The sequence below is a fragment of the Pontibacter roseus DSM 17521 genome, assembly GCF_000373265.1.
Lineage (GTDB): Bacteria > Bacteroidota > Bacteroidia > Cytophagales > Hymenobacteraceae > Pontibacter > Pontibacter roseus.
In genome coordinates, this window is record NZ_KB890762.1 from 83,796 (window position 1) to 104,760 (window position 20,965).

Here is a 20,965-nt window from a genome sequence, read left to right on the forward strand (position 1 = left end):
AACTTATTCGCTACTTTTGCTGCGTTTCATGGCTAAATTGCAAAGTCATAGCAGGGGCAGGATACGGTGCTCCATACCTGTGGCGTTAGCAGATTTGATATTACAACCTTTTGAAGACAGATATTTTCACAAAATTCTTTTCCAAAGAGAACAAGACCGTATTGAATAGTTTTGTGTCTCTTGGTTTGATTCAATTAACCAACCTGATTCTGCCCCTGGTTACCATACCTTATCTAGTAAAGGTGGTGGGTTTCGAGAAATACGGCATCATTGCCATCGCCCAGTCACTTTCAAACTACTTGGTCATCATTTCTGAGTATGGGTTTAACCTGTCAGCGACGCGTGAGATTTCCATACACCGGAGAAACAAGAAGAAAGTATCTAAAATTTTGAGTTCCGTACTGGCTACAAAGGGGATTCTCTGCCTGCTCTCCTTCTTTATACTGGTATCAGTCGTGGCCATCGTGCCTCAGTTCCGACAGGAGCAGGAGGTTTTCTACTTCATGTTTGGCAGCATCGTGGGGCAGTGCCTGATGCCCATCTGGTTCTTTCAGGGAGTGGAGAACATGAAATACCTCACCTACTCCAACCTGATTTCCAAGATTCTGTTCACGCTCCTGATTTTTGTGGTCATTAATTCTCCTGAGGACTATATCTATGTTACTCTGTTCCAGTCATTAGGCAACCTGCTGGCGGGAGGAGTGGCATTGCTGGTGGTGGTGCTGTACTTTAAGGTCAGGTTCACTATACCTTCCGTGAAGGCGATAGGTAAGCAACTGCGGGACGGGTGGTACATCTTTATCTCCAACTTCTCCATTATCTCCTACAACAACTCCAACCTGTTCATCCTGGGACTTTTTGCAGACCCTGTGATTGTGGGCTACTACAGCATACCTGAAAAGATAACATTTGCGGTGCGTCAGGTGAATGGGGCTTTTTCCAATGCGATTTACCCAAAGATATGCTTCCTGGCTACCCAGTCGCACCAGGAGGTGAAGCACTTTTTCAAAGGTGTATTTCTGCCTTTCGCCTTCTTCATCTTCCTTGTATGCGCTGGGCTTTTCGCATTCTCGGATGAGATTATCTACTTGATATCAAATGAGTACATCGCGGAGGCGTCTTTCTTCCTGAAAGTACTGAGTTTTGTTCCTTTCATCGTGCTGCTTGGTAACCCTCCTTACCAGATTCTGCTGGCCTACAACGAGAAGCAGGGCTACATGAGGATTCTGTTCCTGACAGCTGTGGTAAACCTGATACTGAATTTCGTCCTGGTGCAGCATTATTCCGCGCTCGGAACAAGCTTTGCTTTAATTTTAACGGAGGTCTTTGTTACTTTAGGCTTTCTCCTGACATTGGAGCGCTTCTACCCCAAGTATTCCTTGGTGAAATAGAAGATAACGGGCACCTAATATGTCTCAAATAATTTATATTACAGTCGATTGTATTACAGGAGGCCAAATTCATAGTTAAAAGCATGATATAATGTTGAGCTCAATAAAACAGAAACTGAGGTACCTGTTCTACCATAGGCTGAGTCAGAAAGAGGAGAGAAACCTGCTGCTGCTGGCCAACCTGTGCCTAGGCAAAACCAAGGTAAAGGGCCCTGTTGACTCACTGAAGGAAGTGGAGCTGCGCGTGTTCTCCCAATGGGGGGAGGATGGCATCATCCAGTACATCATCCACAACATAGACATACCTAACAAGGTGTTCGTGGAATTTGGCGTTGAAAACTACGAGGAGGCCAACACCAGGTTCCTGCTGGTGAACGACAACTGGTCCGGATTGGTCATTGATGGGTCTGAAAAGCACATCAACTTCATCAAGAACGACCCCATCTACGCGAAGAATGATTTGCTGGCCAGCCACAGCTTTATAACTAAGGATAACATCAACCAAATTATCCAGCAGAACATCGGGTCAGGCGACATCGGCCTATTGAGTGTCGACATTGATGGCAATGACTATTGGGTATGGCAGGCAATCGATGTCATCAACCCGCGCATCGTCATCTGCGAATACAACAGCATACTGGGAGGAGACAAGCGGGTGACCGTGCCATACAAACCTGGTTTCTACAGAACCTCGGAACATCACTCTAACCTTTACTTTGGAGCATCGTTAGGAGCCTTCTGCTCACTCGCTGAAGACAAGGGCTATGATTTCATTGGCTCTAACAGTTCGGGTGTCAATGCCTTCTTCGTACGCAAAGATTTGTCGGCACCTTTTAAGAAGTACAGCTGTCGAGAGGGTTACGTGGAGTCAAAACACAGGGAGTCGCGCGATAGCGAGGGCAACCTGAACTTCCTCAGAGGGCGCAAGCGATTGGAGGCAATCAAGGACAAGGTGTTGGTGGATTTGGACCAAAGCAGGGAGTACAGCATTTCGGAACTCTACAGAGATGAGATTAGCCATTGATTGCAGAGGACTACGCACCTCACCTTCTGGTATACCTAATTTTGTGGTGACAGCCATTAACGGAATATCAGCACTGCGGCCGGACTGGGAGCTATACCTGCTGGCCAACGACACCTTCAACGAAGACCTAGACAGCAAGCTCGTCAAGCGCGACAATGTTATAAAGGTCATTGAGCCTTTGAAGCTGCTCCCCAACTATGCGATTATCTGGTACTTCACTAAAGTTGAGAGTATCGTGAAAAGAATTGACCCGGATGTATTCTGGGCTCCTGCTTTCTTGCTACCGCCTTTTCTGCCCAAAAATGTGAAGACGCTCGTGACCGTGCACGACATGGTGTTCAAACAGTACAAAGATACCATGTCTGGCATGAACCGGCTGTTCTTCGAGTTGCTGCATGACAGGTCGGTCAAACAGGCTGATATGTTATGGACTAATTCAGAATATACCAAGGCGGGTGTGGAGCACTATTTCAGAGAAAGGGCTTGTCGGGATATTTTTTCCGGTTTCTTCATCGACACGGATAGGTTCAGGCCGGTTCAGGTTTCCGAACAGCAGAGAACGAGTTTGTTGGCTAAGTTCGGGCAGCACGATAAATTCATCTTGTTTGTTGGTACCTTGGAACCCCGCAAAAATCTGAGTTTTTTGCTGTCGCTGATGCCGGCATTGGCCAAGTTAGGGTATAGCCTGTTAGTCATCGGAGCCAAAGGCTGGGGCGACACGCAGGTGAAGGCAATTGTAGAGGCAGAAGACTTCCCAAGGGAGCAGGTGCACTTTGCAGGCTACGTCACGAGTGAAGAACTGGTGCAAATTTATAACATAGCCTCTGTGTATGTCTCCACCTCACTAAACGAAGGATTTGGAATGCCCCAACTGGAGGCGATGGCCTGTGGCTGTCCGGTGGTTTCGCCGCATAACTCTGCCATGATAGAGGTAGTGGAAGGAGCTGGCGAGACGGTGAAAACCTGGGAAGAGGCCGACTGGATTGAGGCAATCGTTCAGGTGGACCAGAATAGAATGGATTACATTGCTGCCGGGTATATGCGGGTGAAGGAATATGAGCGGGATACCGTCATCCAAAACCTGACTGATTACATAGAGCGGCACATGGCCCCGCAGCCACTGCTGACCTGAAAATAACAGCTAAAACAATTAACCCGATGCTTTTGAACAGGAAGCCCCCTGTTGTTATCAATGCTCGTTTTTTGACGCAGCCCATTACCGGAGTGCAGCGCTTCGCGGTGGAACTATGCCTGCGTTTGAAGGAACTGCTGCCGGAGGTGGTGTTTGTGGCTCCACGTGGGGTAGTGCATCCTGAAATTGGGGAGCGGCTCGGCGTGATGGAGCTGGGAAAACTGGCTGGACATCTGTGGGAGCAGCTGGAGCTTCCTCTGATTTTAAGGAGGATGGGGAGTCCGCTGCTCGTGAACCTGTGCAACACGGCACCAATTCTGTATAGCAACAAGGTGGTGTGCATCCACGACCTAGCTTTTCTAGTGAACCCATCCTGGTTTTCCAAGTCCTTCGCCGGTTTCTATAAAATGCTCATACCCAGGGTTGCCAAATCCTCCAGAAAGATATTGACTGTCAGTGAGTACTCGAAAGGGACTATCGTAGAATACCTGGCAGTACCTGCGAACAAGATAGAGGTTGTCTACAACGCCGTTTCCGAGGCTACCTTCTCTGCCACAGGTATAGCGGGTAATAAGTATGGCAACTACGTGCTGGTCGTAGGCTCACTCGACCCAAGGAAGAATCTGAAGACTTTGGTTAGTGCTTTCAACGCGAGTGGCCTGCAAGATACGAAGCTGGTGATTGCCGGCGGCTCCTCCAGCATATTCAATGACCCTGAGTTTAAGGAACAGCTTATGGGAAACCCGTCTATCGTGCTAACGGGTTACTTGTCTGATGAGGAACTGAGAGCCGCGTATCGTCATGCGAAGCTTTTTGTTTACCCCTCGCTGTTCGAGGGCTTCGGACTTCCTCCCCTGGAAGCGATGTATTGTGGCTGTGCGACAATGGTGTCCAACACAACCAGTTTGCCGGAGGTATGCGCAGACGCCAGTTACTATGTAAATCCTACCCAACCAGCCGAGATTGCGCATGCCATCAGGCTGCTGCTGGAGGATGTTCCCTTGAGGCAGTCACTTGTCGAGAAAGGGTTTGCCCGAAGCAGGGAGTTCAGTTGGGAGAAGTCGGCTCAGAGGCTGAAACAAATACTTGAATCACTAAGCCGGACGCCTCACAATGCTTAAAAAGTTACTGGTGGCAGCCACCATACTCGGCCTCTTCGGCACCATGACCAATCTGGTGTACATCAGCCCATTGCCTACGCTGGTGGCGGCGCTGCTGATTCCGTTGGTCTATATAAACAAAGAGAGCGTTCCGAGGCCGGTTTTCTGGTTGCTTCTATTTACATTGTTTACCGTAGCCAGCGTGCTGCTGTACCACCCCAGGTCTTTTCTGGATTTCGGCTTCTACCGGTACGATGGCAATTTTTTCATCTCTTACCTGCCACTGCTGGTTCTGCCTTTCCTGAGCTTTAAATTTGATATTGGCCGGTTGTTGAAGGGTTTCCTGATATTTTCAACCTGTATCAGCCTGATAGCCTACATCAGGTATAAAATGGGCAATGAGCCAGCTTTCATTGGCCTATTTGTATCCACAAACGGGGCAGGAGGCTTTTACAGCATCGTGGCATCATTGGCGCTCTTGTTTTTCCTGGAAAGGAAGACATATACCAACCTTGCCCTTCTTGCCCTGAATCTCCTGTTCCTATACGCTACCTATTCCAGGGGCTCCATGCTGGGGCTGGTGCTTGGTGTCATGTGCTTATACTTCCTGCATACCCGACGAACATACCTTATTACACTCATATTCGTACTATTGACTGCAGTGCAGGTATACCTGTTGTTTGAGACGTACCCGGACTACAAGAAATATGTCGAAAAGGGCCCTAGTAAGAACATCTATGAGAACTACAACCAGTTCGTGGCACAGAAGTTTGGGTCCGTTCCTACCAAACTGAACAACGTCTACATCCGGATGTATGAAACCTGGCCCAGGGCTGTTGAAGGTTTTCTGCAGTCGCCGCTTGTGGGTACAGGATTTGGCTCATTGAATGATGTGCCGAGCAAACATAAGGATGTTGTCCCCCATCTAATTGCTACCAATGAGCAGAAGCAGAAAGTGTACAATGATTCTCACGCGCACCATTCTTACCTGCACATCCTGGGAGAGCAGGGGCTTATAGGGCTTGGGCTGTTCCTGGTCTTCTGGATGTCAGTGTACCGTTTCCTTAAGAACAATGGGCAACATCCTGTCATCCAGAATTTTCTGCTGATATCTTTCTTCAACCTCTCCATCATGAGCTTCACGGAGCACCGTGTCACAACGCCATCTAACGCATTGCCTTTTGTCATTATGCTGGGGTTGTACTTCTTGTACGTCAACTACCAGAAGAAGCAAGAGGAAGCAGGTATAGATGAAAAGTCAACGGAGGCAACACCCCAATAATTATGTTCCAGACCATCCAAAATCTATACTCAAGAGAAGACTATACCTTCTGGTATAAATTGCAATTGATTAGCCTGCTGCTGGTGGCTCTTACAATGCCTTTCTCCATTCCGCTGAACAACCTGGCAATTGGCTTGCTGGCATTGTCTTGGCTTTTGTCCGGCAACCTGCTAGAGAAGCTCAGAAGAGCCTTTACGAACAAGCTGTTCCTGTTATTTTTCGGTGTATTCCTGATGCAGGTGGTGGGGCTGCTGTATACCTCCAACATACAAGAGGGTCTGGTGCGACTCGAGGCAAAAGCGGCGCTGGCTATCATTCCTCTGATTTTGGCCAGTTCGGATAAGCTCAACAGGCAGCACGTCCACCTCATTCTGGTGGCCTTCATCGTCGCTTGCCTCCTAATGACCTCCCGGTCCTTGTACTGGGTTTTAAGTGGGTATGGCGACTTGGGTAACGACATAGGGTTGACTGAGTTCATAGACGAAGCCATTGACCTTCACCATGCCTACAGCGGCATGTACTTGGTCTTTGCTGTGGCGGCATCGCTATACCTAGCCGCGGCAGCCGATTTCAAGCGCGGTTGGAGGGTGGTTATTGTAATAGTGGCTGTGTTCCTCTATGCTTTTCTGATTATGCTGGCCGCACGCACGGCTGTTTTCATCTCCTTCTTTCTGTTCTTCCTGTTCATGGGTTATGTTCTCATTGTCAATAAGAAAAAGAAATACCTTGTAGCGGCAGCAGTTGCTTCAGTAGCCGTGCTACTGATTGTGATTAGCCTACCGAACACCAAACGTAAAATAGAGGATTTTAATAGGCTGAAGGGCGTCCATAGCCCCATTACCCCTAGGTTGATAAAATGGAAGTGCTGCTTCATAGTACTCAATCAGCAGTATGCGTGGGTAGCAGGGGTCGGAACAGGCGATGTGCAAGACTATTTGCAGCAATGCTATACCGATGAGAAGTTTTGGGGGGAGCGGTATCTGCTCAACGCTCACAACGAGTTTCTGGAGGAGACGGTGCGGCATGGGCTGCTAGGAGGACTGCTGTTCTTGGCCTCACTGCTATACCCACTCTGGCTGGCTGTCAGGAGGAAACATGTCATCTATACCATTTTCCTGGTGGTGTTTATGATAAGCTGCCTCACCGAGTCCACCTTGAGTAGGCAGAAAGGCGTGGTGTTCTACTCACTTTTCAATGCGGTGTTTGCGTTTAGCAGTATGAGAGGAAACTCTTCGGAAGAACTGACAATCGAAGAAGTAAATGCTAGAACACGGCATGCGTAAGGAAAAAATCTGGTTCGAATCTTGTGTTACTGAGTTTATTCGAATCAGTAAGTTTGTGGCATGAAATATAGGCTTATACTGCAGATTCAGGATTTGAATAGTATCTTGCGTTGTTACTTCAGTAGTAGAATTCTAGATGAAAGTAGAGCACCTTTTCTGAGACGGTGACTAATTAACGAATCATAACAATTATTGAATGTATAAAGAGAGAATCCCTGATTCTGAGACAGGCAGACCACGGCCGGTATCCAACGATGAGATTGACCTGAATGCCATCTTCGGGGGCATCAGGAGTGGTTTCCGTTCTATAGGAGGCGGCATTGCCTACCTGTTTGGCGTGATGCGAAGGCGGCTAGGGCTGCTCCTCGCCTTTGTGGCTGTGGGAGTTGGTATTGGGTTTGGGCTCTACTACCTCACCAAACCCTACTATACCTCCTCGATGACCCTGATGCTGGCCAACATCCGAAACGAGTTCATCGAAGACCAATTAAACAAGTTGACGGTGATGATTTCGGAGAAAAACTTCGAGGCGGTGGCAGACAGGCTGGACATCAGCCCTACGGCTGCGGCAGGTATAAAGGAGATGCATTTCTCTAACCTGGATCAGGATAAGGTGGAGGAGGACAGCATCCTAACCGGTTCGCCGTTCCGCATCGAACTGTCTCTTTACGACAGAACTCTGTTTGAGAGCATGGAGCCTGCCCTGACTAGCTATTTGGAAAACAACCGCTACTTTGCCAAGCAAAAGCGGATTAAGCAACGCCAGGTGGAGAGCATGGTCTCTAAGTTGAGAGGTGAGATATCATCTATCGATAGTATGAAGACCTCCATAAGCGAGCCACAGGGCCCTGTAAACGGGTTCATCTATGGCCAGCCGATTGACCCGACGAATTTGTACCGGGAAAGCATCACCATGTACAAGGAGCAGGTGAAACTGGAGGCTGACCTGGAGAAACTGGATAACGTGGAGATTGTAACGGGTTTCGTGCCCAAGTTGCGTCCTACTGGTCCGAGCCTGCTGAAGTACCTGGCTATAAGCGGAGCACTGGCGTTTCTGGTAGGTATGGCGGTAGCTCTGAACGCAGATTCTAGGAAGCAAACAGCCACCGTGTAAGAAGACGTATATATTTTAGTGAAAAGCCCGCTGCCTTCCATAGGCAGCGGGCTTTTCAGTTGTAAATCCGAAGGATAAATTTTACTCCTCCTGCCGCATCACCCAGCTCAGGTTGTAGAGGTCTCGGCGGCGGTCCTTGAGGTTACGCACGCTGCCGGCGGTGTTCAGGTCCTTGAGCAGGTCCAAATCCAGATCGGCAATCAGCGTCATCTCCGTGTTCGGGGTGGCTTCGGCTATCACGGCGTCGTGCGGGAAAGCAAAGTCGGAAGGGGAGAACACCGCGGACTGTGAGTACTGAATGTCCATGTTTTCTACCTTCGGGAGGTTACCTACACTGCCTGTTATGGCCACATAGCACTCGTTTTCAATAGCGCGGGCCTGGGCGCAGAGACGTACGCGCAGGTAGGCGTTCTTCGTGTCTGTCCAGAAAGGCACAAACAGAATCTTCATGTCCATATCAGACAGCATACGGGCCAGCTCCGGAAATTCCACGTCGTAGCAGATGAGGATGCCTATCTTTCCGATGTCAGTATCGAATATCTTCAGTTTATGGCCTCCGCGCATACCCCAGTAGTGCGACTCGTCTGGCGTAACGTGCAGCTTGTACTGCTTGTCATAAGTGCCGTCGCGGCGGCAGAGGTAGCTCACATTGTAGAGCTTGTTGTCGTAGTACTCCGGCATGCTGCCGGCAATGATGTTGATGTTGTAGGAGAGGGCCAGGTGAATCATGCGCTCCCGTATTTCATCGGTATACTCGGCCATACTCCGGATGGCCTCTGACGGCGATTCCTCGTTAGTGAGGGCCATGAGCGGGGCGTTGAAGAACTCCGGGAACACCACCATGTCCGATTTGTAGGAGCTCACGGTATCCACGAAGAACTCCACCTGCTGCATAAAGTCGTCCAGGTCCTTCACCGCGCGCATCTGCCACTGTACAATACCGATTCGCACGATGGTCTTCTTGCCGCCCAGCAGCTTCTCCTTCTCTTCGTAGTACACGTTTATCCACTCCAGCAGCGTGGCATAGGCGCGTGATTCAGTGTCATCTGGGAGGTAGCCTTTGAGTATCTTGCGCACGTGGAAGCCGTTGCTGAGCTGGAAGGACAGCACCGGGTCCGATAGCTCCTTGTTGCGCACCATCTCGATGTACTTGGCAGGTGTCAGCTTGTCGGCATAGTTCTTATAGCCCGGGATGCGGCCACCGGCAATGATGCCGCGCAGGTTCAGGTTCTCGCAGATTTCCTTGCGGGCGTCGTAGAGGCGGCGGCCCAGGCGCAGGTTGCGGTAATCCGGGTGCACGAACACATCAATGCCATACAGGGTATCGCCTTCTGGGTCGTGGGACTTGAAGGTGCCTTTGTCAATAATCTGGTCGTAGGTATGCTTGTCGCCATACACGGCATAGTCCACAATGAGGCTGAGCGCCACGGCCACTACCTGCCCTTTGTCTTCGATGCAGATTTGCCCTTCCGGGAATTTTTTGAGGAGGTTGGAGAACTCTTTGCGGGTCCAGGCGCCATCTATGCTGGAGTACACCAGGTCCATGATGTCTTTTACTTCTTTGTAATCCTTTAGCTCCAACTGGCGCAGCAACAGCCTGTGCTCAGAATTCGCTTCTATCTTTTCACTCATATGTCGTTTGGTTGCTTGCTTCAGGTATACGTGAAGCAAGTATAGTTTTGATATGATATTTTGAAATGCCAGGTATAGGTCCTGGGCATCTGACAAAATTACAAAGAAAAAGCGCAGATGCCTATCTGCGCTTTCCAAAGTCTTGCCGGTGCTACTGCTATACCTGCACTTCAGGTATGTCGCCTTCCACTAGGAGGCGGCCCTCCGTGGCTTTCTGTATGTCCTCCACGCTCACGCCCGGCGCGCGCTCCAGCAGCCTGAAACCGTCTTCGGTCACCTCCAGCACAGCCAGGTCGGTCACGATTTTCTTCACGCACTGCAGGCCTGTTATGGGTAGGGTGCACTCTTTCAGGAGTTTGGAGGAGCCGTCGCGGGCCGTGTGCTGCATGGCCACGATGATGTTCTTGGCGGAGGCCACCAAATCCATAGCGCCGCCCATGCCTTTCACCATTTTGCCGGGTATCTTCCAGTTGGCGATGTCGCCCCTTTCCGAAACCTCCATGGCACCCAGGATGGTCAGGTCCACGTGCTCGCCCCGAATCATGCCAAAGCTCTCGGCGGAGTTGAAGATAGAAGAGCCAGGTAGTGTGGTAATGGTTTGTTTGCCGGCGTTGATGAGGTCCGCGTCCACCTGGTCCTCGGTAGGGAAGGGGCCCATGCCCAGCAGTCCATTCTCAGACTGCAGCACCACCTCCACGCCATGCGGAATGTAGTTGGCCACCAGGGTAGGTATTCCGATGCCCAGGTTCACATACATGCCATTCTTTACTTCTTGTGCGATTCGCTTCGCTATTCCGTGTTTATCTAAAGCCATGTCGTGTTGGTTTAAGCGGTTCTGACTGTCCGTTGCTCAATTCTCTTCTCGTACCTTTCGCCCTGGAAGATGCGCTGCACATAGATGCCCGGTGTGTGTATCATGTTCGGGTCGAGTTCGCCGGCAGGCACCAGTTCTTCCACCTCTGCCACAGTGATTTTGCCGGCCGCGGCCATCATCGGGTTGAAGTTGCGGGCCGTGCCTTTGTAGACGAGGTTGCCGGCCGTGTCGCCTTTCCAGGCCTTCACAAAGGCGAAGTCCGCCCTGAGCCACTCTTCCATCAGGTACATTTTGCCGTTGAACTCGCGGCTCTCCTTGCCCTCGCCCACCTCGGTGCCGTAGCCGGCAGGGGTGAAGAAGGCAGGTATACCGGCACCGCCGGCACGGATGCGCTCAGCCAGCGTTCCCTGCGGAATCAGGTTCACTTCCAGTTCGCCAGTCAGCAGTTGCCGCTCAAACTCCGCGTTCTCGCCCACGTAGCTCGCTATCATCTTTTTCACCTGCCGCTTCTGCAGCAACAGGCCAATGCCAAAGTCATCCACACCCGCGTTGTTGGAGATACAGGTCAGGTCCTTTACGCCAAGGCGCAGCAGCTCCTGGATGGCGTTCTCAGGTATGCCGCACAGGCCGAAGCCGCCCAGCATGAGCGTCATGCCGTCCGTCACGCCCTGCAGGGCCTCCTGCACATTCTTTACCGTTTTATTTATCATAGTTGTTGAATAAGCTTGGGCTGCTTTACCTAGGTGCTATACCTGCGCCTCACGCAAAGCAGAAGGTGAAACTTAGCTACTATACGAAGGTAAGTTAGATATAAAAAAAGCCATATACAATGTATGGCTTTTGGTTTTCAGGTGAAATACGGATTATAAAGGGTGAAGTAGGTCAGATTGCCAATACACGCTGCGTGGCTTCCTTGTCCTTGGCGAGTTGTGCCTTCAAAGCCTCCAGACCATCAAACTTCTGTTCCTGGCGCAGCTGCTCCACAAATTCCATGGTCAGGGTGTGGCCGTAGATGTCGCGGTCAAAGTCCAGGATGTTCACTTCCAGCGTCAGGTTGGTTCCGTCCACGGTAGGCCGCGTGCCGATGTTCATCATGCCGGGAAAGCGTTCCGTTCCGAGGCGTGCCCATACAGCATAGACCCCATTGGCAGGTATAAGTTTGTGCGGGGCAGGTATAGCCAGATTGGCGGTAGGATAGCCGATGGTGCGGCCCAGCTTGTTGCCTTCCACCACCGTCGAGGTCAAGGTATAGGTATGGCCCAGGTACTTGTTGGCCGTAGGAATGTCGCCTGATTCCAGGGCTTTCCTGATTTTAGTGGAGCTGACACCGATATCGTCTACGTCTTGACGCGGAATCTCCTCCACCTCAAAGCCGTACTGGGCCGAGCGCGCCTTCAGGTGCTCGAAGCTGCCCTCACGGTTCTTCCCAAAACGGTGGTCGTACCCAATCACCAGCACTTTGGTATGCAGTGCCTTCACCAGCACATCCGAGATGAAACTGCGGGAACTGAGGCGGGAGAACTCTTTTGTGAACGGGATGATGAGCAGGTAATCGATGCCGAAGCTGCGCAGCTGTTCGGTGCGCTCGTCAATGGTGGAGAGCAGTTTGAGGTCGTTGTCTTCGGGGAAGAGCACGAGCCGTGGGTGGGGCCAGTAGGTGATGACCACGCTCTGCCCGTTGTGCTGCCGGGCACGCTCCTTCACGCGCTGCAGAATCTTCTGGTGGCCTACGTGTACCCCGTCGAAAGTGCCGCTGGTGACGACCGGGAAACTCAGCCTCGGGAAATCCGCTATGTCACGAATTACTTCCATTCGCTTCCAGTTGGGCTTTTCGGATAGCCTGTATGTCTTCTATGGTCAGGGCATCCTCCAGCCTGTACTCCCCAATGCGGGTGCGTACAAGGGAGGAGAGGTGGGCGCCACAGCCCAGTTGCTGGCCCAAATCATGCGCCAGGCTCCGGATGTAGGTGCCCTTGCTGCAAATCACTTTGAAGGAAACCACGGCTCCGGCTATACCTGTGATATCAAAAGCCTTGATGGTGACGGTACGCGCCTTGAGTTCGGCCTCTTTCCCTTTACGGGCCAGGTCATAGGCTCTTTTGCCATCCACCATCACAGCCGAGTAGATTGGAGGAATCTGCTGTATCGTGCCCACAAAGCTGTTGGCGGCGGCTCTAATATCTTCTTCAGTCAGGTGGCTAATGTCGCGCGATTCGCTCACGGGCGTCTCCAAATCATAGGAGGGGGTTGTCTGGCCGATGGTGATAGTACCGGTGTACTCCTTCTCCTGCGCCTGTATCTCGTCGATGCGCTTCGTGAACTTGCCGGTGCACAGGATGAGCAAGCCGGAGGCGAGCGGATCCAGGGTGCCAGCGTGGCCAATCTTCTTGACCCGCAATGTATTGCGCACTTTCTTCACGACATCGAACGACGTCCAGGTAAGTGGTTTGTCTACTAACAGGATTTCGCCTGCTTCAAAGTTATAGGTCATTTTATACTTTTAAGTCCACACCCATCGCCAGCAGGGCCAGCAGCGCTATACCCAATGCAATGCGGTAATAACCAAACATCTTGAAGCCATACTTGGTTAAGAAGTTGATGAAAAAACGGATGGCGATCATCGCTACTATAAACGCCACCACATTGCCAATGAGCAGCAGCCTAAGGTCGGCGGCGGTAATCACATCCAGGCTGTTCTGAATCTTTACGAGGTCGAACTTCACGATGTCTGAAATCTCCAGCTTCAGCAGGTCTTTGATTAACTTGTAAGTGGAGGCCGCCAGCATCGTCGGCACGGCCAGGAAGAAAGAGAATTCAGCGGCTGCCTTGCGGTTCACGCCTTGTGTCAGGCCCCCGATGATGGAAGCAGCGGAACGCGACACCCCCGGAATCATGGCGATGCACTGGAAAAACCCGATGACGACTGCGTTCTTGTACGTTATCCGGTCCTCACTGGCGTGGGCGAACCATTTGTCCACAAACAGCAGCACCACGCCTCCCAACACCAGCATCACGGCCACAATGAACACGCTTCCCAGCATGGCATCGATTACGTCGTTGAGCACAAAGCCAATGATGGCCGCCGGTACAAAGGCTAGGAGCAGCTTCTGGTAAAACGCAAAACTATTGATAAAGCGCCTCCAATAGAGCACCACCACCGACAGAATAGCCCCGAACTGTATGTTCACGGCGAATATCTTGGTAATGGGCAGCTCGTTTATGCCCATCAGGGCCGAGGCTATGATCATGTGGCCTGTAGAGGATACAGGCAAAAATTCGGTTAACCCTTCAACTATGGCTAAAATAATAGCCTGCCATTCGTTCATCTACCTACTCCTGCGTTTTATCCTTCACCATGATAGCAAACAGCTCTACAATAAAGCCGGCCATCACCACCAACGGTCCCAGCGTAATGCCCATAAAGCCCAAGCCATACTGCTCCTTGTCAAGCGTCATGATGATAAAACCTACTGCCAGCAGGACAATGCCCACCAGCATCAGGATGTAGTTTTTTCTGCCAAAGGCAAGCTTATTTCTATTTTCCATATTAGTATAGTTCGTCTAAAGACATGCGCAGGTACTTCCGGATGGCGCGGTAGGAGCTCAGGAAGCCGATGACGCAGCCAATCACTATCAGGGCTATCATCAACATGTACATTTGTTCCTCATCCTTAAGTAGGCTCAGCTCCGTCACCTCGTGGTACGCGTACTGCATCAACCCGAACAGGAGCGCCGATGCGATGATGCCACTCACAATGCCCTGCCAGGCGGCTCGGTTCAGGAACGGACGCTGAATGAAAAACGAGGTGGCCCCCACCAGCTGCATGCTCCGGATGAGGAAGCGCTGGGAATATAACGCCAGTTTCAGCGTGTTGTTTATCAGGATGATGACCACCAGCACCAGAATGGCTGCAAAGCCAAGCAGCAAAATGCTGATTTTCTGGATGTTGCTATTGATGGACTCTATCAGGCTCTCGACATACTGCACTTCATACACGCCGTCTATACCTTCCAGGTCGTTTTTTATACCTTTAAGTTGGGCAGAAGTAGAATGCTCGGCATCAATACGAAGCACGTAGGCGTCGCGCAGCGGGTTGTCACCCAGAAAGGCCATGAAGTCTTCCCCGGTCTCGTCCAGAAAGGCCTTGGCGCCTTCTTCCTTGGAGATATAGCGCACTTGGGCTGTATCTGCCTTGTAGGCGATGTACTCTTTGGCGGCAAAGGTTTTCTGCAGACGGTCGAGCTGCACCAGTGTCAGGTCACGCTGCAGGTATACCTGCATCTCGATGCTCTCCTTCACAATCTCAGACAGTTTTCCCGCATGAATCAGCAGCATCCCGAACAGCCCAATCACGAAGAGGGCCAGGGAAATGGAGAAAACCACCATGGCATGCGGGTAGTTGCCGAGCTTTTTCTTCTTTACAGTCTTGGTATTGATTTTTGCCATACGCGTCGCTTCCACGCAAAAATAGAAATATTATTTAACAATGGGGAAGAATAAGCCCCTAGGAAAGAGAAAAGCCCGGCTGCCAGGGGCCGGGCTTCTCGCGCTACAGTTTCAGGCGTGGGTCAGAATCCAGAATGACGGGCTCCTGCAGTTGCTCGCGCCTGCGCTCCCGCCTTGACTCCCGGTCCCTGCCAAAGAGTTCCTGAAGCGTATCGAAGCGTTTGGTGTGCAGCAAGCTGACGCGCTGGGTGTTGGTGACCCGGGTCCTATAGGTCTCCGGTATGGTGTTGTACTCCAGCCTGCCCCGCAGTTCGCCACTCTTAGTTATATAGTACTCAATGGACCAGTTGCCCTGGTAGGAGGAACTCCGGTTACTGCCACCGGCGGTTGTGTTGCCGCCTATACCTGTCTGGCTGCTCACGCGCAACCTGCCCTGGAAGAAGGAATAGCTCAACCTGAGTTGGAGCGTGGACAAGGCGTCCTGGCTGATGCCGTCCAGACCGATGTCGATTTCCAGGTTGCTGTCAATGGAGTTGAGGAAGCCGCTCAGCTGCCCCGTCAGCAGGCTACCCAAGCTGCCGCCCACCGCCGCCGCGCCTGCGTTCTCACCAAAGGTGCCGGGCGTCACCAGCCTGCGGAGCACGAGCAGGCTGAACACCTGCCTGTTCAGCTCGTTCTCGTCGTTGCGCACATTGGCGATGAAGGGCTCCAGGTTCAGTCTAGCGCTGGCAGGCATGTTTTCAAAGTCAAGACCCAGCCTAATTTCAGGCGTCAGGATGGGCCCCTGCAGGTCCACGATGGCGGTAACAGGATACCTGCCTGACGTGCTGGGGGCCACCACACTGATGTCGGTGTTCTGCACATAGGTAGCCCGGATATCCATCACGCCATTCAAGGGGTCTCCGTTCCAGGAGAGCGTGCCGCCCGGTACCACCTGAAACTCCCTGGACACCACCCCCTCAAGCAGGTTCAGGTTGTAGGCACCGTTGGCAATCTCAAAGTTGCCATACATGTTGAACTCCCCGCGCGTGTCGATGGTCATCTGTATCTGCCCGCTGCCCGAACCCCGGATAACGTCACCCGTCTGCCTATCAATGATGATTTCAAAGTAGGCATCGTCGGTCACATCCAGGTCAAAGTTTAGGTTGATGCCTGAGAGGTCCACTTTTTGCTCTTCCACAGCCACGGCTATACCTGTAGAGTCGGACACGTTGCGGTTCACGAAGCGGATGAAGTCCTTTCGGGCCAGGTCGGTCTGGTTGTCCAGCGGAACCACAATGCGGGTGTTCGCGTTGCTGCGGGCCTTCACATCTATCTTTAGGTTCTCCACCGGACCCAGCACGCTGGCGGTGCCGGTGCCAAAAGCAGTACCATAGTACAGCTCATTCTGCTCATAGGTCGTGTTGAGAATCATCAGGTTACGGAAACGGGCGTTCAGGTCGAGCACCATGTTCTGAAACCCATCGTGTGCTATACCTCCGGTCACGTAACCGACGTTGCCATACAGGTCGCGGAGTTGTGCATTCCGGAAGCTGATGCTGTTGGCGCCAAAGTAAACCCGGTCAGAAAAACGGTAGGTCGTGCCTAGGTAGTCAAATCGGAACTGGCCGCCGGTCACCATCACAGAACCCGTGAGAATAGGGGCGCTCAGCCTGCCCAGCACCCGGATGCGGCCTTCCATGGTCCCCTCCATCTCCGACATGATGGGCTTCAGCAAGGGCTCCACAATCTTGATGTGCGTTTCATCCATCACAGCCAGCATATCCAACTGTTCTTCCTCAGCTCTGGGGTAGTAGTTGCCAGTCAGCGTCAATACTTTCTTGTTGCCGCGGTCAATGTCCACGTTCACCACCATCTGCTGCTGGGCATTCACCCAATCCCCTTTGCCGTTGATGTTGCCAATCAGGACGCCGTCCATGTAAAAGGAGTCGACGCGCATGGAGGCATTGAGCACGGCATCGTTGTAGATGTCCTGTGCCGTCAGCTCTGCGTTGAGGGTGCCACTGATGGTCTGTGGCATGAGTGTGTTCAGGTTCCGGAGGTCAAAATTCTGCACGTTCGCCCGCAGCGTGCTGCTTGGGTCCTGTCCAATGGCGCCATCGATTTGAATAATCTGGTTCTGATTGGAGAAGACGAATTCTTCGAAGTCAAGGCGTTTGCCAGCCTCGCTGATGTAGACCATACTGCCAGGGCGAAAGGCCCAGGGAGTTTCGCGTAGCGTGATGTTGGACCTGCCGAACACCACCTGCAGGCGGTCCTGCAAGAAGTTGATATCCCCGACCACAGTGGCCTGGTTATTATAGGCTGGCTGCAGCAGGTTGGTATAGAAGGCAATGGTGCGCTCGTTCCAGATGCCCTCCAGCAGCAGCCGTTCCGTCTCGCCAACGGAGGGAAGCAGCTGTTTCTCAGAGGTGAAAAGGGCACTTGCCAACACCTCAGGGCTATCTTGTATCTTAGAGGTACTCAGTTCCAGGTTGTTCTGGTAGAGCGTCACATCATCGTACAGGATAGTGTCAATGTTTGCATAGGACGTAAGGATGACCGTATTGCCGTGGCGGAAAGAGCCCTCCAGCTTTGAGAAATCTGAGATTGCTAACTGTGGCACGAAGAGTTGCAGCAACGGGTTGACGTGCCGCAGGTATACGTCGTAGTCCAGGCTATACTCAGGGGCGGGAGAGGCTCGTTTGCGGTTGTAGTAAGCTGTGGTCACGGCATCGTTGCTCTCGAAATTGAGTTTATACTCCTGCACCAACTGCTTGAGGTCTGCCAGCAGGACGGAGTAATCGAAATCACCGCGCACCCCCAGCGCCAATGCATCGGAGTTGAACCGGAGACTGCGCTGGCCCGCTCCAATAGTTGACTCCACAAGCATAGTATCGAGTGCCACCCGCTGCCCCTCATACACAATGGTGGCGCTGTCGAAGCGGGCGGTTCCTTCAAAGTCGTCGAGGCGGAGGCCCCGGAAGTTGAGGTCGGCGTCGGCGCTCACCACGATTGATTTGTCTGTGAGCCGCAGCGCCTTCAGGTCAATCTTCTCCAGGTCTGCCCGCATGTTGAAGGCTTGGCTGCGTTGGTCCAGACTGACTTCCCCGTCTGCGGTGAACACCAGGTTAGGGTCTTTGATAGAAACCTTCCCTACGAACTTCTGACGGCTGAGGGTACCATCTGTCCGGATGTTGCGGTAGTTGTAGTCGAGCAGGTGCAGTTGGGCGATGTCGGCCTTTATATCCAGGCGGGCACTTCCCAAGTTAAATCCAGAGCCCACCACGCTGCCATCCATGGTGATGGTCTTGACGAGGTCTGTGTTGCCCACCAGCCGACCCAGGTTGAAGTTCTGCGTTTTCAGGCGGCCACGGTAGGAGGAGGCTTTGGTGGTCCTGTCAATCTTCATGTTGATATCAGATTGCAGGTTGCCCAGCGCTGTGGCAAAACTGCCATTGGCCACAAAGTCGTTGTAGAAGCCCAGGAACCTGCCGTCAACCTTGACAGTGCCCAGCCTTGCGGCGATGGTATAGGCCTCCTTCGGTAGGAACTGCTTTAGGTCCTCTGCACTCAAAGTGGAAGGGCGTAGACGTACATTGGCAAAAACCTCACCCCAGTTGGGTAGGCCGTCCACAGACATATTGCCCACAATATGGGTATGCTGGCCATAACGAACGTCCAGGTTGTTAGCTATAAAATCGGCTACGGTCCCCTCTACCTCCGCCGAGGCGATGTAGGCATTCTCGTCGTATTCTTTGAGGGGAGGGGCAAAGAGGGCGATGTCCTTGGAGTATACCTGCGTTTCGTGGAGGTTAGCGGTGACATTCACGCTGTCCATAAAGTAAGAGAAGTTCCCGAAGCGGCTGTAGTCAAAGCGGACGAAGTGCTGCAGGTTGCTGCGGTTGACCCTTAAGTCGAGCTCATCCCACTCCCAGAAGGTAGGAGCGTAGGTCATGCGCACGTCCAGGTTGTGAAGCTGAATACCAGAGGGCTTCTCATTGGCTGTCAGGTCCGTCACCCGTACCTTCAGCGTGTCGCCCGGCTCAAACTCGGTGAAGCGCCCAGAGACACTGTCGATGGCCATGTGGAAGTAATCGATGCCGTAGTCCGCACGGGGCTTGTTGAAATCGTCGTAGGTGAAGCTGCCGTTTTTCAGGACCAGTTCCTCGATGGAGAAGCTGAAGGGTTGAGCGGGCTTGGTGGTGTCTTTGGTAATCAGGTCCCCGAGCGAGGTCAGGAAGGTGGTCAGGTTGAGGGAATCGGTGCCGGCGTACTTCACCAGATTGGCCCGCGGCTCCTGCAGTTCCAGGGTGGCGATACTCAGGGTGTTGGGCTGGAAGATGGAAAAGACGCTGATGTCTGCCTCGGCCCGCCCTACGTAGAACATCTCCTCACCCCGATAATCAAGCACCCGCACCCGCTCCAGGATCACGTTGCTGAAGAACTCGATGTCCACGCGCCCGATGGTTACGTCGTGGCCGATGGTGCGGGAGATGTAGTCGGCCGCTTTCTGGGCCATCTTCGTCTGCACGCCTGGGTAGCGTATGGCCACAAAAAAGACCCCAAACACCACCAAAAGCAACAGGATTAGGGCCAATACTATTTTTAGAATGGCTTTTCCTATAACTTTGAAGTAATTTATGGACTGTTCTTTTTCCAAAAGATGACCGAACCTACAATATTAGCGATAGAATCTTCCTGCGACGAAACCTCGGCTGCCGTCATTCGGGGCGGCAAGGTGCTGTCGAATATCATTGCTACTCAGGCCGTTCACGAGCAATATGGTGGCGTTGTGCCGGAGCTGGCTTCCAGAGCCCATCAGCAAAACATCATACCGGTGGTGGCGCAGGCCTTGAGTGCAGCAAATGTAACTAAAAATGAGTTAAGTGCAGTGGCTTTTACCCGTGGCCCCGGACTATTGGGCGCTCTGCTGGTTGGCTGCTCTTTCGCTAAGTCCTTTGCCCTTGGGCTCAACATCCCGCTGATAGAGGTAAACCACATGCAGGCGCACATTCTGGCGCATTTCATCGAGGAGCCGAAGCCTTCCTTCCCGTTCCTCTGCCTCACAGTAAGCGGCGGCCATACCCAGATTGTGCTCGTGAAAGACCATCTGGACATGGAAATCATAGGCCAAACCACAGACGATGCTGTGGGGGAGGCCTTTGACAAAACAGCCAAGATGCTAGGCCTGCCATACCCGGGTGGGCCCATGCTGGACAAAACGGCCGCTCAGGGCAATCCGGAGGCCTTTGCTTTCCCGGTAGGCAACATGCCCGGCTACGACTTCTCGTTCAGCGGCATAAAGACTTCCGTGCTTTACTTCCTGAAAGATAAAACGAAAAACAACCCAAACTTCGTACAGGAGAACCTGACTGATATTTGCGCCAGCGTGCAGCATACCTTAATCAAGACCTTGCTCAAGAAGGTGGTGCAGGCCACGAAGGACTTAGGCATCAAGGAAGTGGCCATAGCCGGAGGTGTATCGGCCAATTCAGGTCTGAGGCAGGCGCTTCAGGAGTATGCTACCAGGTATGGCTGGAACGTGTATATCCCCGCTTTTCAGTATTGCACCGATAATGCAGGTATGATTGCGATGGCGGCTCATTTCCAGTACCTTAAAGGAGACTTCGCGGACCAATACGCCAGCCCTGACCCAAGGATGAAGTTTTAGCGAGTTTGGGAGTCAGGAAGTATAAGAGGTAAGGGTTTAGAAGCCAGAAGAGGATTGATCGTTGAGCCTACTAGCAACTAAGCCATCCACTAG

General features: G+C 52.2%; 17 protein-coding genes. 8 read left to right on the forward strand and 9 right to left on the reverse strand.

What is annotated here, in order from left to right; all coding sequences use genetic code 11:
• Positions 1-110: 110 nt before the first annotated feature.
• From B051_RS0106825 to B051_RS0106855, 7 genes are all read left to right on the forward strand, one after another.
• Positions 111-1,391, forward strand: coding sequence for a flippase (locus B051_RS0106825; protein ID WP_018477439.1), 1,281 nt, complete (start codon positions 111-113; stop codon positions 1,389-1,391).
• Positions 1,392-1,482: 91 nt separating this feature from the next.
• Complete coding sequence (locus tag B051_RS0106830; protein WP_018477440.1) at positions 1,483-2,415, forward strand: hypothetical protein; 933 nt, start codon at positions 1,483-1,485, stop codon at positions 2,413-2,415.
• Positions 2,399-3,547: a glycosyltransferase family 4 protein gene (locus B051_RS0106835; RefSeq protein WP_157578667.1), complete on the forward strand. Its 1,149-nt coding sequence runs from the start codon at positions 2,399-2,401 to the stop codon at positions 3,545-3,547. Before B051_RS0106830 ends, B051_RS0106835 begins: the two co-directional genes overlap by 17 nt.
• A gap of 32 nt (positions 3,548-3,579) precedes the next feature.
• Positions 3,580-4,668, forward strand: coding sequence for a glycosyltransferase family 4 protein (locus B051_RS0106840; protein ID WP_169336203.1), 1,089 nt, complete (start codon positions 3,580-3,582; stop codon positions 4,666-4,668).
• Positions 4,661-5,929, forward strand: a complete 1,269-nt coding sequence (locus B051_RS0106845) for an O-antigen ligase family protein (RefSeq protein WP_018477443.1) — start codon at positions 4,661-4,663, stop codon at positions 5,927-5,929. The genes B051_RS0106840 and B051_RS0106845 overlap by 8 nt, the downstream gene beginning before the upstream one ends.
• A gap of 2 nt (positions 5,930-5,931) precedes the next feature.
• Positions 5,932-7,212: an O-antigen ligase family protein gene (locus B051_RS0106850; protein WP_018477444.1), complete on the forward strand. Its 1,281-nt coding sequence runs from the start codon at positions 5,932-5,934 to the stop codon at positions 7,210-7,212.
• Between the two features lie 196 nt (positions 7,213-7,408).
• Entirely contained in the window at positions 7,409-8,326 is a 918-nt protein-coding gene (locus tag B051_RS0106855; RefSeq protein WP_018477445.1) for a hypothetical protein, read from the forward strand.
• An 81-nt stretch (positions 8,327-8,407) separates the two neighbouring features.
• Here the strand turns inward: B051_RS0106855 and B051_RS0106860 are convergent, their stop codons facing one another.
• From B051_RS0106860 to B051_RS0106900, 9 genes are all read right to left on the reverse strand, one after another.
• The gene (locus B051_RS0106860) at positions 8,408-9,958 is read right to left on the reverse strand and encodes a bifunctional GNAT family N-acetyltransferase/carbon-nitrogen hydrolase family protein (protein ID WP_018477446.1); all 1,551 of its coding nucleotides are present in this window, start codon (positions 9,956-9,958) and stop codon (positions 8,408-8,410) included.
• Positions 9,959-10,115: 157 nt separating this feature from the next.
• The gene (locus B051_RS0106865) at positions 10,116-10,772 is read right to left on the reverse strand and encodes a 3-oxoacid CoA-transferase subunit B (RefSeq protein ID WP_026236236.1); all 657 of its coding nucleotides are present in this window, start codon (positions 10,770-10,772) and stop codon (positions 10,116-10,118) included.
• Between the two features lie 11 nt (positions 10,773-10,783).
• Positions 10,784-11,482 (reverse strand): CoA transferase subunit A, encoded by a 699-nt coding sequence (locus B051_RS0106870; protein WP_018477448.1) that lies wholly within the window; start codon positions 11,480-11,482, stop codon positions 10,784-10,786.
• 172 nt (positions 11,483-11,654) lie between these two features.
• Complete coding sequence (locus B051_RS0106875) at positions 11,655-12,584, reverse strand: bifunctional riboflavin kinase/FAD synthetase (RefSeq protein ID WP_018477449.1); 930 nt, start codon at positions 12,582-12,584, stop codon at positions 11,655-11,657.
• Positions 12,568-13,263 (reverse strand): tRNA pseudouridine(55) synthase TruB, encoded by a 696-nt coding sequence (truB, locus tag B051_RS0106880; RefSeq protein WP_018477450.1) that lies wholly within the window; start codon positions 13,261-13,263, stop codon positions 12,568-12,570. The genes B051_RS0106875 and truB overlap by 17 nt, the downstream gene beginning before the upstream one ends.
• Before the next feature lies 1 nt (position 13,264).
• Positions 13,265-14,098 (reverse strand): undecaprenyl-diphosphate phosphatase, encoded by an 834-nt coding sequence (locus B051_RS0106885; protein ID WP_018477451.1) that lies wholly within the window; start codon positions 14,096-14,098, stop codon positions 13,265-13,267.
• Between the two features lie 4 nt (positions 14,099-14,102).
• Complete coding sequence (locus B051_RS0106890; protein WP_018477452.1) at positions 14,103-14,318, reverse strand: DUF3098 domain-containing protein; 216 nt, start codon at positions 14,316-14,318, stop codon at positions 14,103-14,105.
• 1 nt (position 14,319) lies between these two features.
• On the reverse strand, positions 14,320-15,219 hold the full coding sequence (locus tag B051_RS0106895; protein ID WP_018477453.1) for a cell division protein FtsX: 900 nt from the start codon (positions 15,217-15,219) through the stop codon (positions 14,320-14,322).
• Positions 15,220-15,322: 103 nt separating this feature from the next.
• Positions 15,323-19,861, reverse strand: a complete 4,539-nt coding sequence (locus B051_RS0106900) for a translocation/assembly module TamB domain-containing protein (protein WP_018477454.1) — start codon at positions 19,859-19,861, stop codon at positions 15,323-15,325.
• A 3-nt stretch (positions 19,862-19,864) separates the two neighbouring features.
• On the opposite strand from B051_RS0106900, the gene tsaD reads away from it, so the two are divergent.
• Positions 19,865-20,872, forward strand: coding sequence for a tRNA (adenosine(37)-N6)-threonylcarbamoyltransferase complex transferase subunit TsaD (gene tsaD / locus B051_RS0106905; protein ID WP_018477455.1), 1,008 nt, complete (start codon positions 19,865-19,867; stop codon positions 20,870-20,872).
• Positions 20,873-20,965: the final 93 nt, after the last annotated feature.